Source organism: Bradyrhizobium sp. Leaf396 (genome assembly GCF_001424605.1).
GTDB classification, from domain to species: Bacteria; Pseudomonadota; Alphaproteobacteria; order Rhizobiales; family Xanthobacteraceae; genus Bradyrhizobium; species Bradyrhizobium japonicum_C.
Window position 1 is genome coordinate 216671 of the sequence record NZ_LMQJ01000023.1, and the last position, 12991, is coordinate 229661.

Annotated in this window: 16 protein-coding genes; 12 read left to right on the forward strand and 4 right to left on the reverse strand. The window is 63.9% G+C overall.

All coding sequences use genetic code 11. The features are described from left to right. Positions 1 to 221: 221 nt before the first annotated feature. The 3 genes from ASG57_RS21205 to ASG57_RS21215 form a co-directional block, all read right to left on the reverse strand. Positions 222 to 1295 carry a YeeE/YedE family protein gene (locus ASG57_RS21205; protein ID WP_057197323.1) on the reverse strand — a complete coding sequence of 358 codons (1074 nt, stop codon included), beginning with the start codon at positions 1293 to 1295 and terminating at the stop codon, positions 222 to 224. 72 nt (positions 1296 to 1367) lie between these two features. Beyond that, positions 1368 to 1718 carry an ArsR/SmtB family transcription factor gene (locus ASG57_RS21210; protein WP_024337386.1) on the reverse strand — a complete coding sequence of 117 codons (351 nt, stop codon included), beginning with the start codon at positions 1716 to 1718 and terminating at the stop codon, positions 1368 to 1370. Positions 1719 to 1755: 37 nt separating this feature from the next. Beyond that, complete coding sequence (locus tag ASG57_RS21215) at positions 1756 to 2127, reverse strand: thioredoxin domain-containing protein (protein WP_156402763.1); 372 nt, start codon at positions 2125 to 2127, stop codon at positions 1756 to 1758. A 103-nt stretch (positions 2128 to 2230) separates the two neighbouring features. On the opposite strand from ASG57_RS21215, the gene ASG57_RS21220 reads away from it, so the two are divergent. After that, complete coding sequence (locus ASG57_RS21220) at positions 2231 to 2962, forward strand: cytochrome c biogenesis CcdA family protein (protein WP_024337388.1); 732 nt, start codon at positions 2231 to 2233, stop codon at positions 2960 to 2962. Between the two features lie 2 nt (positions 2963 to 2964). On the opposite strand, the gene ASG57_RS21225 is transcribed toward ASG57_RS21220, so the two are convergent. Further along, positions 2965 to 3684, reverse strand: a complete 720-nt coding sequence (locus tag ASG57_RS21225) for a hypothetical protein (protein ID WP_057197325.1) — start codon at positions 3682 to 3684, stop codon at positions 2965 to 2967. 85 nt (positions 3685 to 3769) lie between these two features. Here ASG57_RS21225 and ASG57_RS21230 point away from each other — a divergent pair, with 85 nt between their 5' ends. The 11 genes from ASG57_RS21230 to ASG57_RS21280 all read left to right on the forward strand — a co-directional run bounded on the left by ASG57_RS21230 (position 3770) and on the right by ASG57_RS21280 (position 12920). After that, positions 3770 to 4348 (forward strand): SoxW family protein, encoded by a 579-nt coding sequence (locus ASG57_RS21230; protein WP_155248245.1) that lies wholly within the window; start codon positions 3770 to 3772, stop codon positions 4346 to 4348. A 130-nt stretch (positions 4349 to 4478) separates the two neighbouring features. Beyond that, complete coding sequence (gene soxX / locus ASG57_RS21235) at positions 4479 to 4934, forward strand: sulfur oxidation c-type cytochrome SoxX (protein ID WP_024337391.1); 456 nt, start codon at positions 4479 to 4481, stop codon at positions 4932 to 4934. An 18-nt stretch (positions 4935 to 4952) separates the two neighbouring features. Next, entirely contained in the window at positions 4953 to 5405 is a 453-nt protein-coding gene (gene soxY, locus ASG57_RS21240) for a thiosulfate oxidation carrier protein SoxY (protein WP_024337392.1), read from the forward strand. 19 nt (positions 5406 to 5424) lie between these two features. Further along, positions 5425 to 5751, forward strand: coding sequence for a thiosulfate oxidation carrier complex protein SoxZ (gene soxZ, locus ASG57_RS21245; protein WP_057197328.1), 327 nt, complete (start codon positions 5425 to 5427; stop codon positions 5749 to 5751). Between the two features lie 28 nt (positions 5752 to 5779). Continuing rightward, entirely contained in the window at positions 5780 to 6601 is an 822-nt protein-coding gene (gene soxA, locus ASG57_RS21250; protein WP_057197330.1) for a sulfur oxidation c-type cytochrome SoxA, read from the forward strand. A 27-nt stretch (positions 6602 to 6628) separates the two neighbouring features. After that, positions 6629 to 8320, forward strand: coding sequence for a thiosulfohydrolase SoxB (gene soxB / locus ASG57_RS21255; protein ID WP_057197484.1), 1692 nt, complete (start codon positions 6629 to 6631; stop codon positions 8318 to 8320). Between the two features lie 6 nt (positions 8321 to 8326). Next, a complete protein-coding gene (gene soxC, locus ASG57_RS21260) occupies positions 8327 to 9598 on the forward strand; it encodes a sulfite dehydrogenase (protein WP_057197332.1) in 1272 nt (423 codons plus the stop codon). Next, a complete protein-coding gene (locus tag ASG57_RS21265; protein WP_035697774.1) occupies positions 9582 to 10268 on the forward strand; it encodes a c-type cytochrome in 687 nt (228 codons plus the stop codon). The genes soxC and ASG57_RS21265 overlap by 17 nt, the downstream gene beginning before the upstream one ends. A 23-nt stretch (positions 10269 to 10291) precedes the next feature. After that, on the forward strand, positions 10292 to 10729 hold the full coding sequence (locus ASG57_RS21270) for a DsrE family protein (RefSeq protein WP_024337398.1): 438 nt from the start codon (positions 10292 to 10294) through the stop codon (positions 10727 to 10729). Between the two features lie 15 nt (positions 10730 to 10744). Further along, a complete protein-coding gene (locus tag ASG57_RS21275; protein ID WP_024337399.1) occupies positions 10745 to 11650 on the forward strand; it encodes an alpha/beta hydrolase in 906 nt (301 codons plus the stop codon). Between the two features lie 178 nt (positions 11651 to 11828). Continuing rightward, positions 11829 to 12920: a YeeE/YedE family protein gene (locus ASG57_RS21280; RefSeq protein ID WP_024337400.1), complete on the forward strand. Its 1092-nt coding sequence runs from the start codon at positions 11829 to 11831 to the stop codon at positions 12918 to 12920. Positions 12921 to 12991: the final 71 nt, after the last annotated feature.

The window sequence follows — 12991 nt, forward strand, 5'->3', positions numbered from 1 at the left end:
CTCGAGAAACGGCGCTTGGGTTCCATCGATTCGTGCCCCGGCGCGAGGCACCGACGGTTCCGAGGATCTCCGCCGCCTCATGTAACCGGCACGCGTGTCGCTTGGGCTGCGCTCAATGTAAGGCGGCACTCCCGCCGGCATCAGCTGCACTCTGAGCTTCGTCAGCCAAAATGAAATTGAACAATCCGGCTGCGTTACTGGTTTCCCGAGGCCTTCCTCAGCTACGTGCCGAATAGCTTGCGCACTGCTGGCAACCATTCGCCGGTCATCGTGAACTCGAGCCCGAGTCGAGCTCCGCAGGCAATTGCCAACATGGTGATAGGCGCTGAAAGAGAGAGCGTCGAGAATGCGGTCAATCCCTGGCCGATCGTGCATCCCATCGACATGACCCCTCCGATGCCCATCAGGAGCGCGCCGGTCATGTGCCGCTTCAGCTCGCGGGCGTCGTCGCAGGCCTCCCAACGAAAGCCGCGCGCGAGCATCGCCGCGGCAAACGAGCCTGCGACGACGCCGACGACGGAGCCGATGCCGAAATTCAGCCGCGCACCGGAAAAGGTGGCAATATAGAGAATGGCATCGCCGAGCGGAGCCACGAAGGTGAGCGAGGAGACCCGCACCGCGTCGAACTCGTCGTCGGCAATCCATCCAGTCGCAAACCAGCCGAACGCGATCGCCGCGCCCACGGCAAGACCAGCGGCCAGCAGCCGCGGCGACCGGATCAGCCTGCCGTCCGCAAGGGCCCAGAAGGCGAGCGCGGTGGCAATGGCCACGACGAGGACCGCGCGCATCATGCCGTCGGCGCCGAGCAGCGACGTCAAGGTCTGGGTGCTCCCCTCGGGCAGCCGCACCGACAACGGTTCGATCAGCATCAGCCGCAGCACACCGGTAATACCGCGCATGGTCGCGAGCGCCGAAAGGCCGAGCACGAGAAACACCACGATGGCACGCAGATCGCCTCCGCCGACGCGCACCAGCGTGCCGAACCCGCAAGTGCCGACCAGGGCCATGCCGACGCCGAACATCAGCCCGCCAAGGATGGCCCCGCCAAGGCCGATCGACGCCGTGAGGTAGATCGACCGCGACAGATCGACGATGCCGAACTCGGCAAGCGCCTGGGTCGCGAGCAGGGCGACCGCCGCGGCCAGCGCGAAGGATTTCAGCCTGCGATAATCCGATCCGAAGAACGCGTCCTCGAGCATCGCCAGCGTGCAGAAGCGTCCGGCGCGGCCGGCAATGCCGAGCACGGCGCCGGCGGCAAGCCCGCATGCAAACGCGATGGTCGAAGGGCTCAGCATTCCTCCCGCTTCTTCTTGGTTCTGGCCGCGGGTAATCTGCGCCGGTGGGGCGCGAAAAGCCAGCGCGGAGAACTACCGGCGGCGCCGGCGCACCGGCTCGCAGAACACGTCGTAAACGGCGGTGAGAATCTTGCGGACGTCCTCGTTGGCGAGGCTGTAGTAGATCGTCTTGCCGTCACGGCGGGTCGTCACCAGCCGATCGAGCCGTAACCGCGCCAGCTGCTGCGAGACCGTCGATTGCCGCTCGCCCAGGAATTGCTCGAGCTCGGTCACGGATTTCTCACCCTCGGCGAGGATGCAGAGCAGCAGCAATCGGGACTCGTGGGACAGCGCCTTGAGCATGTCGCTCGCCTCGCGCGCCTTCTCGATCATCTGCTCGAGTTCGGCTGAGCCCTCGATCTCCTTCAGCTTCGGCAACGGCATCGCGTCAGATTCCTCTTAGCACAATAGGCAAGAACGGTCACGACCTCCCGGGTTCTGATCCCGTGCTTGACAGGATTCGGTCCAAGAGGCCGAAGAAGAAGGCATCCCCGGGATAGCCACGAATACGCCCGATCTCACGGCCCTCTTGTACCACGACAAAGGTCGGCGTGAAGGGACCCGGATCGATTCCGGCCAGATCGGCGGGGAGGGAGCCGTTCAGGTCGACCCGGCGCAGCGGTGCGGCCCGGCCCTCCCCGGTCTTGCCGTAGATTGGCGCGATCTCCGCGTTGAAGCGCGCGCACCAGGCGCAGCCAGGCCGCTCGAACATGACAAGCTCTGCGGCGCGCGATGCGGTCGCCGGCAGCGCCAGCCCGATGGCGAGGGCGAGCAGGGCGATGATTCTGTTCATGCTGCGTAACCGAGCCATTTGGACCTGCCTGGCGGGCTTGCTTTTCGGACGTCCTCGGCGCTTTATATCATTAAATTCGTATATGTGCTAGGGATGGGCGGAAATGACCTTGGACGTGACGCTGGGTGCGGCCTTTGTCGCGGGCCTCTTGTCGTTTCTGTCGCCCTGCATCCTGCCTCTGGTCCCGCCGTTCCTGTGCTACATGGCCGGCGTCTCGGTTACGGATCTGTCCGGCGACAGGCCGGATTTGCGGCCGCGCATCCTGCTCTCGGCGCTGTCCTTCGTGGCAGGTTTCTCGCTGGTCTTCATCGCGCTCGGCTCGACCGCCTCGATCGCGGGACGCTTCGTCTCCGCGCATCTGTCGACGCTCGGTATCGCTGCGGGCGGGCTGATCATCGTCATGGGGCTGCATTTTCTCGGGCTGCTCAGGATTCCGCTGCTCTATCGCAGCGCCACCGTGCAGGTCGACAATCGTCCGGCCGGTATGGCGGGGGCATTCGTCATGGGGCTGGCATTCGCGTTCGGCTGGACGCCCTGCGCGGGCCCGATCCTCGCCGCCGTCCTGCTGATGGCGGGTTCGGAGGACACGACCGGGCGAGGGGCGCTGCTGCTGCTCGCCTATTCGGTCGGGACCGGAATTCCCTTTCTGATCGCAGCGGCGTTCACCGGCCGCTTCATCGGAGCGCTTGGCCGCGTGCGTCGGCATCTCGGTCTGGTCGAGAAGACGATGGGCGTCTTCCTGGTTGTGACCGGTCTCATGTTCCTGACCGGATTGATGCCCGCGGTCTCGCAATGGCTGCTCGAGCAGTTCCCTGCATTGACCAGCATCGGCTGAGGCTAGCCGAAGCGGAAGTCGAGCAATTGGGCGAAAGATTGCAGCTCGATGAGGTAACGATGCACGAGGGGGCCGTCGCCGGCCATGGCGGCATGAGCGATCTCGCCGCTGCTGGCGATTGCGCCATCGATCAGGCGGCGGAATTCACCTTGCGCGGCGATCTCGCCGTTTGCCCATTCGTTGCACCGTAAAAGCCGGTCGCGGAACGCGCCTGCGGCGGCGACGGTCTCCTCGGCGTTCGCTTGTGCCGGCCGTTCGCTGTAGCGGGTCGCAGCGACACGCAAGGCGTCCATGGCGGGCGCGATCTCGAAGATGCAATCGCCGAGATCGTAGAGGCCCGCGTGACGCCTGAGCGCGTGGAAAGCTCGCCGAACCGCAAGCAGCTCGCGTTCGGCGGCCGCATTGTCTCCGCGGTCCAGCGCGCCCATTGCCGTTGTGAGCTGTTCGTATCCTCGGTCGAGAAATCCCGACGATTCAGAAGACGCGTGAACTGGCGGGCGTTCGCGGGTGTTCGGCTCGATCCGTTTCCAGCGGCTGGCCGCTTCGTCGATCTCGATTTGTGCCAGCGCAACGTTGCCGGTGCGCACATAGCTCGCGGCAATGCGCAGGTTGGCCATGATCGGCGCCACCGCGGATACGAGATACGCCGGCTTGTCGCCATCCGCGCCAAGCGCGAGCGCGTTGGAGGCCAGCCATGCCAGCAGCGCGATGGTGCAGCGCAAGATCAGAACTCCTTGTCACATTCCTATATTTGAATATCATAATAAAAACGATCGGCGCGCAAGATCTCCAAGGCAGGAAACCCCAATGTCGCTCCGCATGCCCACCCGACGCGGTCTCCTCGCATTCGCGGCAGGCACGGCTTTGGCGGGCCGCGGCGCGGCAGCGGCCGAGCCAGCAGTCGGAGAAGACGGGCTCTACCACGAGCCCTGGTTCCTGCAGAGCTTTCTCGATCTGCGCGAGGACCTGGAGAGCGCCACCGCCGGCGGCAAGCGCCTCGCCGTCATGTGGGAGCTGCGCGGCTGTCCCTATTGCCGCGAGACGCATCTGGTGAACTTCGCCGACCCCGGGATCGCGAGCTACATTCGAGCCAACTTCGAGGTGTTGCAGCTCAATCTGATCGGCTCGCGCAAGGTTACGGACTTTGACCGCGAGGAATTGGCCGAGAAGGATCTCGCCCGGAAGTACGGCATCAGGTTCACTCCGACTGTTCAGTTCTTTCCGCCGTCCGCCGATGGCGTGGAAGCGAAGGAAGCGATGGCGCGCGAAGTGGCGCGGGCGCCCGGCTATCTGAAGCCTCCGCACTTCCTGGCGATGTTTCGTTTCGTGCGGGAGCGCGCCTACGAGCGCGGCTCGTTCCGGGATTTCCTGGCGTCGAATGGCTGATTGAGAGCGTCTTCCGAATTTCGCTTGACGCGGCCATTCGTATGAACATATCATGATAAATGAATTTGATGGACGTTGAATTCCATCGTGATCAACAGCGGGCGTCACCCCGCATTCAAGGGCAGGAAACATGCGGCGCTCGCTTATGGCTGCGTTTGCACTTTATGTAGCGGCCGGGGGCGCTCTCGCCCAAGAACCGGTCAAGGAGCCGATCAAGCTCGACGTCGTTGACGATTCCCTGCCGAAATCCCTGATAGGCGCGCCCGGAAATGCCGCCGCCGGCAAGAAGGTATTTCTCACGCGTACGCTCGGCAATTGCCTGGCCTGTCATCAGGTCACCAGCCTGAAATCCGAGGAATTCCACGGTGAGTTCGGTCCGTCGCTCGACGGCGTGGCCGGCCGCTACACCGAGGCGCAATTGCGCCTCATCGTCGCCGACCCCAAGCGCATCTTCACCGACACGGTCATGCCGGCGTTCTTCAAGAACGACGGTCTCAGCCGGGTGCGCCCGGAATTCGTCGGCAAGACGATCCTTACGGCCGCGCAGGTCGAGGACGTCGTCGCTTTTCTCAAGACGCTGAACTGACGGCGAGGAGGACCAGGAATGAAAGCCATCAATCGACGGCAGGCATTTGCGCTCGGGGGCGGCTTCGTCATGCTGACCCTTGTACCGATGGCGGCCGGTGCGGAAGTGTCGAACGACGCGGCAAAGTGGATCGAGAAGTTCACCGGCGGCAAGCAGCCGGCCAAGGGCAAGATTTCGCTCGACTTGCCGGAGATCGCGGAGAACGGCAACACCGTGCCGCTGTCGATCAACATCGAGAGCCCGATGACCGCGGAGTCCTACGTCAAGGACGTTCTCATCATTGCGGATGGCAATCCGAACGCCGGCGTCGCGACATTGTCGTTCACACCGCTGTCGGGCAAGGCGGAAGCCTCGATCCGGATCCGGCTCGCCACCACGCAGAACGTGGTTGCGGTCGCGAAGATGAGTGACGGTTCGCTGTTCACGGAACAGAAGACCGTGAAGGTCACGATCGGCGGCTGCGGCGGCTGAGGGCGTCAGGAGAGGAACAATGGCAGACAAACCACGCATCAAGCTCCCCAAGGAAGCGGCCAAGGGCGAGGTGATCCAGATCAAGACCTTGGTCTCGCATCTCATGGAATCGGGTCAGCGCAAGGACGCGCAGGGCAAGCCCATTCCGCGCAAGATCATCAACAAGTTTGCCTGCGAGTTCAACGGAAGGCCGGTGTTCTCTTGCGCACTGGAGCCTGCGATCTCGGCCAATCCCTACATCCAGTTCGACGCCAGGATCGACGAGGCCGGGACGTTCAAGTTCGCCTGGACCGACGACGACGGCTCGGTGATCACCGCCGAAGAGAAGATCGCGCTCAAGGCATGATGCGCATCGCGCAGTGAGGGAGACTCGAATGGCGTCACGATATGTTGGGTTTGCCGCTGCAATCGTGGCCATCACGTCGGGTGCGACGCTCGTGTCTGCCGATGACGCCGAGCGGAAAGGTATCGCGGCGCCGCCGGGCCATGTCTTCAAGACCATCATCTCCGGCTACGAATTTCGCAGCAAGGAGACCCGCGCCCTGCAGGACGACGATCTGGAGAATCCCGGCTTCCTCGCCGTGGAGCGCGCGGCGGATGCCTGGAAGAAGGCGGAAGGCAGTGAGGGCAAGTCGTGCATGAGCTGTCACGGGGAGGCCCAAGCCAGCATGAAAGGTGTGGGCGCCGCCATGCCGAAATGGGACGACAAGCTGAAGAAGCCGGTCAATCTCGAGCAGCGCATCAATCTTTGCCGTAGCGAACAGATGAAGGCGGAGCCCTGGAAATTCAAATCCAGGGAGTTGACCGACATGACGACCTTCGTCCGTTACCAGTCGCACGGTATGCCTGTGGCGGTGAAGATTGACGGGCCGATCTCGCCCTGGTTCGAGCGCGGCAAGCAGATCTATTACAACCGTTATGGACAACTCGATCTCGCCTGCGCGTCCTGCCACGAGCGCAACAATGGCAAGTTTATGCGCGCGGACTTCCTGAGCCAGGGGCAGACCAACGGCTTCCCGACTTATCGGTTGCGTGACCAGCGTGTGGTGCCGCTGCATGAGCGGTTCGAAGGCTGCATGTTCGACGTGCGTGCCGAGCCGTTCAAGCCGCTGTCTGACGACTTCCTTGCCCTCGAGCTCTACGTGGCCTGGCGCGGCATCGGGCTGCCGGTCGAGACGCCCTCGGTGCGCAATTGAAGCCATGAATATGCAGGAGCATTGCGCGTGATCTCTCGCCGCGAGTTCATCCAGGTTGCTGCGGCAACGGCTGCACTTTCGACTGGTGTGGGTTCTGGCCTGACCCGGGCGGTTGCCCAGCAGCGCCTGACCCAGACTGAGTTGCTCGCCTTCGAGCCGCTCGGCAACGTCACGCTGGTGCATGTGACCGACATTCACGGTCAGCTCATGCCGCTCTACTTCCGAGAACCTTCGACCAATCTCGGCGCGGGAGACGCAAGAGGGGTGCCGCCCCACGTCACCGGTCGGGAGTTTCTCAGCCGCTTCGGCATCGCGCCGGGCTCGTCGGCGGCGTATGCCTTGACGTCCGAGGATTTCGAGGCGCTGGCCAAGACCTATGGCCGGATCGGTGGTCTCGACCGCGCCGCCACGGTGATCAAGGCCATTCGCGCCGAGCGCGGCGACAAGGTTGCACTGCTCGACGGAGGCGACACCTGGCAAGGATCCTGGTCGTCGCTGAAGACGCGCGGCCAGGACATGATCGACTGCATGGCGCTGCTCAAGCCCGATGCCATGACTGGGCATTGGGAGTTCACTTACGGCACCGAGCGCGTCAAGCAGGCGATCGAAGGACTCGGCTTCCCGTTTCTCGGGCTCAATATCCGCGACACCGAATGGAACGAGGCGGCGTTCGACGCCTACACAATGATCGAGCGCGGCGGCGTCAAGATCGCGGTGCTCGGCCAGGCTTTCCCATATACACCGGTCGCCAATCCGCGCTGGATGATCCCGAACTGGTCGTTCGGCGTGCGCGAGGAGGATGTCCAGTCGCAGGTCGACAAGGCGCGCAAGGGGGGGGCGCAGCTCGTCGTGCTGCTGTCGCATAACGGTTTCGACGTCGACCGCAAGCTTGCGAGCCGCGTCAAGGGAATCGACGTCATCCTGACCGGACACACCCATGATGCGCTGCCAGAGGCGGTGAAAGTCGGCAAGACCTTGCTGATTGCCTCGGGCTCGTCCGGCAAGTTCGTGTCGCGGCTCGATCTCGATGTCCGCGACGGCGAGGTCAAGGCGTTTCGCTACAAGCTGATTCCACTGTTCTCCGATGTGATCACGGCGGACGCCGAGATGGCTGCGAAGATCGCCGAGGTCCGCAAGCCCTTCGCGTCCGATTTGGCCAAGGTGCTCGGCAGGACTGAATCGCTGCTGTACCGCCGGGGAAATTTCAACGGCACGTTTGATGACCTGATCTGCCAGGCGCTGATGCAGGAGCGGGATGCCGAGATCGCGCTCTCGCCCGGTTTTCGCTGGGGCACCAGCGTGCTGCCGGGCCAGGACATCACCTTTGAGGATGTCACCAATGCAACCGCGATCACCTATCCCGCGGTCTACCGCATGGGCATGACTGGCGCGCGCTTGAAGGAGATCATCGAAGACGTCGCCGACAACCTCTTCAATGTCGACCCGTATTATCAGCAGGGGGGTGACATGGTGCGGATCGGCGGCCTGTCCTATGCCATCGACGTCACCAAGCCGCAGGGCAGCCGAATCTCGGACATGCAGATGGTCAAGACCGGCACGCCGATCGATCCTGCCAGGGAATATCAGGTCGCCGGCTGGGCCAGCGTCAATGAAGGGACCGAAGGGCCGCCGATCTGGGACGTCGTTTCGAATTACCTGACGCGACAGAGAGCCATTCGGCTCGAGCCCAACAGAGCCGTCAAAGTCACCGGAGCGTAAGAAGCGATGTCGAAGATGGACAGTCCCCGGCAATCCCGACGCAGTTTTCTGGCCGCTGGCGCCGGTGTTGCGGCGTCGGTGCTCGCAAAGCCCGCCTTGGCCGGCGGCGGCAATCCGGCGAACCAGCCCCCAAACGTGCCGGAATGGACCAAATCGCTCGGCGAAGGCGTCGCCGTGCGTCCGTACGGCAAGCCGTCGAAGTTCGAGAAGGACGTCGTTCGGCGCGACGTTGAATGGCTGACCGCCTCGCGCGAGTCCTCGGTGAGCTTCACACCGCTGCATGAGCTCGAAGGAATCATCACCCCGAACGGTCTCTGTTTCGAGCGGCATCATGGCGGCATCGCCGAGATCGATCCGGTCGATCATCGCCTGATGATTCATGGGCTCGTCGAACGCCCGCTCATTCTCACGCTGGATGAGCTGAAGCGCTATCCGCGCGTCAACCGCATCCACTTTATGGAATGCGCGGCGAATTCGGGCATGGAATGGCGCGGCGCCCAGCTCAATGGCTGCCAGTTCACCCATGGCATGATCCACTGCGTGCAGTACACAGGCGTGTCGCTGCGCACTCTTCTCGATGAAGCCGGCGTCAAGACCAACGGCAAGTGGCTGCTGGTCGAAGGTGCCGATGCGGCCGCGATGGATCGCAGCCTGCCGATCGAGAAGGCGCTCGACGACTGCATCATCGCCTACAAGATGAACGGTGAGGCGCTCTATCCCGAGCAGGGCTATCCGATGCGGCTCGTGGTGCCGGGCTGGCAGGGCAATCTGTGGGTCAAGTGGCTGCGCCGCATCAAGGTCGGCGACCAGCCCTGGCACACCCGCGAGGAGACGTCGAAGTACACGGACCTCATGCCGAACGGCAAGGCACGCCGCTTCACCTGGTCGATGGACGCCAAATCGGTGATCACGAGCCCGAGCCCGCAGGCACCGATCAGGCACGGCAAGGGCTTTACCATTGTCTCCGGTCTGGCCTGGAGCGGCAACGGCAAGGTCAAGCGGGTGGATGTGTCGCTCGACGGCGGCCGCAACTGGTGGCCGGCACGCCTCGACGGGCCCGTTCTCGACAAGGCGCTGACGCGCTTCTACTACGAGTTCGACTGGAACGGAGAGCCGCTGCTGCTGCAGTCGCGGGTACAGGATGACACCGGGTACGTGCAGCCGAGCAAGGCCGAGCTGCGCAAGATCCGCGGCGTCAACTCCATCTATCACAACAATGGCATCCAGACCTGGCATGTGCAGGCCAATGGTGAGGTCGAGAATGTCGAAGTCGCGTAAGTTCATGGCAGTGGCGCTGACGGCCTGCGTGCTGGGCGCGCCGGCGCTTGCGGGCCAGAGGACGGACACCAAGAGCGGTCCCCGCTATCACATCGGCCGCGCGCCGACCGCGGACGAAATCCGCGGTTGGGACATCGACGTGCGACCCGATGGTCAGGGCCTGCCGGAGGGCAAGGGCACGGTTGCCCAGGGCGAGAAGCTGTTCATGGACAATTGCGCGAGCTGCCACGGCGAGTTCGGCGAGGGCAGCGGTCGCTGGCCGGTGCTGGCCGGCGGCAAGGGCTCGTTGACCTCGGACAATCCGGTCAAGACCGTGGGCTCCTACTGGCCCTACGCCTCCACCCTGTTCGACTACATCCGTCACGCCATGCCTTATGGCAATACGGGATCGCTGTCGGTCGACGAATATTATGCACTGGTTGCGTATGTGTTGCATCTGAACGACGTGATCACAGATCAGAATTTCGAGCTGACCAATAGGAATCTCGCCACGATCAAGATGCCGAACGAGCAGGGCTTCGTGATGGACGACCGCGCCACCAGCGAGAAGTCGTTCTGGCAGAAAGACCCCTGCATGAAGGATTGCATCGCGCCGGTGAAGATTACGGGGCGAGCTGTCGCCATCGACGTGACGCCTGAGGACGGCAAGAAGTCCCGGGGTGTGGAGTGAACCACGGCCGGGTGAGCCGTCGCATGCTGCTGCATGCGAGTCTCGTTGCGGGTTCGCTCATAACAATCCACCCGGCCGCGGCGGAAGCGGCGGAGCCGCATAGGCTCGCGCTGCAGATCAGCGATGACGACCAGAGCAAGATGCGAGCCGTCCTCGATGTTGCGGCCAACGTCTCGCGGCATTATTCCGGGCAGGGCGAGGATGTCGAACTGGTGGTGGTTGCCTTCAACGGCGGTCTCGACATGCTGCTCGAGGACCGCTCGCCGGTGAAGGAGCGCCTCGCAAACTTCCTGAAATCGATGCCCAATGTGAGCTTCATCGCCTGCGGAAACACGCTGGAGACGCTGGCGGCGAAGGAGGGTAAGCAACCGCGGCTGATCGAGGGCGTCAGCGTCACCCAGGTCGGGGTCGCTGCGTTGATGGATCTTGCGGAAAAGAACTGGACGATTGTCCGACCCTAGGGGAGACAGGCGCCAATGCGATGGTTGGTGGGATTGATAGCGTTGCTCGCACTTGCGACGTCCGCAGGTGCTGCCGAGCAGGAGCTCGAATTGTCGCTCGACGGCCGCACGACGCTCGCGACCCTGCGCACCCCCAGCTCGATGGGGCCCGATACGCCGCTCGTGGTCATGACCCACGGCACGCTTGCGCACAAGGACATGGAAGTCATTCAGGGCATTGCCAAGGCGCTTGAGCAGCGCGGCATCGCTTCGCTCGCCCATACGCTGTCACTGGGGCTCGATCGTCGCAAGGGCATGTATGACTGCGCCGCGCGGCATGATTATGTCATCGAGGACGCAATTGCCGAGATCGGCGCCTGGGTTGCGCGGGCGAGGGGCATGTCCCGGCTCGTCCTCGCATTCGGCCATTCGCGCGGCGGCAATCAGGTCGCGCGGTACCTCGCCGCAGGCGAAACCCCGCCTGTTGCGGGTGCGGTGCTGCTGGCGCCGGTGACCGCAAAGGCCGAGGCCGACTTGCGCGCCTCCTATGCCCAGACCTATGGCAAGCCGCTCGAGCCCCTTGTGGAGCTGGCGACCAAGTCGATCTCGGCTGGCCGCGGCGGCGAGTGGATGGATGTGCCGGGGTTCATTTATTGTCGCAATGCCATGGTCACCGCGCGGGCGCTGGCCTCTTTCTACGGTCCCGATGCCGGCCAGGACACGGCCGCGCTCGTGGCCCGTGTGAAACCGCCGGTGCTGGTACTCGTCGCGGCCAAGGATACCGTCGTGCCCGACGTGGCAGCGTCCTTCGCTTCGCTCGCGGGTTCGGGAGGGGGAAGGGTTCAGCTCGACGAGATCGAGGATGCCGACCATTTCTTCCGCGACCTGTTCGCAGACGATGTTGCAGACCGAATCGCCGAGTTCATCAAGCGAATGAGATAGAAGAAGGCTGCAGCGGCGTGTTGCGGCTCGCCGAGCTGCAACAGCACGGATATGCCGATTCGCGTTCCCGAGGGCCCCTTTGGTCCGGGATCCGGCGGTGTCTGGCTTTGATCTGGCTCATGGGACGCGACGACCAGATCGCTAGAATTGCAAACTCGCAGCAACAGCCGGGACGAACGTGCTGACGCCGGTTATCGATTTCCTTGGTGAAGACCGGCTGTCATGGCTCGGAGGTCTCCTCGTCGGAGGCCTGTTCGGGTTCTTCGCCCAGCGCAGTCGCTTCTGCCTGCGCGCCGCAGCGGTCGAATTCTCCCGGGGCGAGGGCGGTCCGCGCCTTGCGGTCTGGCTGCTGACCTTTGCCGCGGCGCTGGTCGGCACGCAGGCGCTGGTCGCGATCGGCTGGCTCGACGTGTCCGAGGCGCGCCAGCTCGCGCAGCAGGGCAGCATCTCCGGCGCGCTCGCGGGCGGCGTGATGTTCGGCTGTGGGATGGTCCTCGCGCGCGGTTGCGCCAGCCGACTGCTGGTGCTCTCGGCCAATGGCAATCTGAGAGCCCTGCTTTCAGGGCTGGTGTTTGCGGTGACCGCCCAGGCCGCCTATCGCGGGCTGCTGTCGCCGGCACGCGAATGGGTGACCAATCTGTGGCTGATCGATGGTGGACCGTCCCGCGACATCATGGCCGTTTTCGGCGCCGGTGCCCCCGAAAAGCTCGCGTTTGGCGGACTGTGGTTGATTGCCGGATTGGCTTTTGCCTTTCGCAGCAACCTGCCACGCGATCTCATGCTTGCCGCCCTTGCCACGGGAGCGGCAGTCGTTGCTGGCTGGCTCTTCACCTACCAGCTCGCGCAGGCCTCGTTCGCACCCGTGACGCTGAAGAGCCTCACCTTCAGCGGGCCTTCGGCCGAGTTGCTGATGCTTGTGCTGAACAGTTCGCAGCTCCGGCTCGGCTTCGACCTCGGCATTGTTCCGGGCGTATTCCTCGGCTCATTCGCCGCGGCGGCGCGCGCGGGTGAGCTGAAACTGGAGGGATTCTCGGACGGCCTCGGCATGAGGCGCTATCTGTTCGGCGCGGTGCTGATGGGGTTCGGCGCGATGCTCGCCGGCGGCTGCGCGGTCGGCGCCGGGGTGACCGGAGCCTCGGTCTTTGCGCTCACAGCCTGGCTCGTGCTTGCTGGCATGTGGCTCGGGGCAGGGCTGACCGATCTTCTCGTCGACGGTGCCGGCATGCCGCGACCCCGCCGCCCGGCAAAGTCGCCGACGCCGGGCGCCTGACCATTATTTTAGAGATTGCTAAATCTAATTCCTTGAATATGATTTCCCCCGATGCGCGCCGCTCGAGCCGC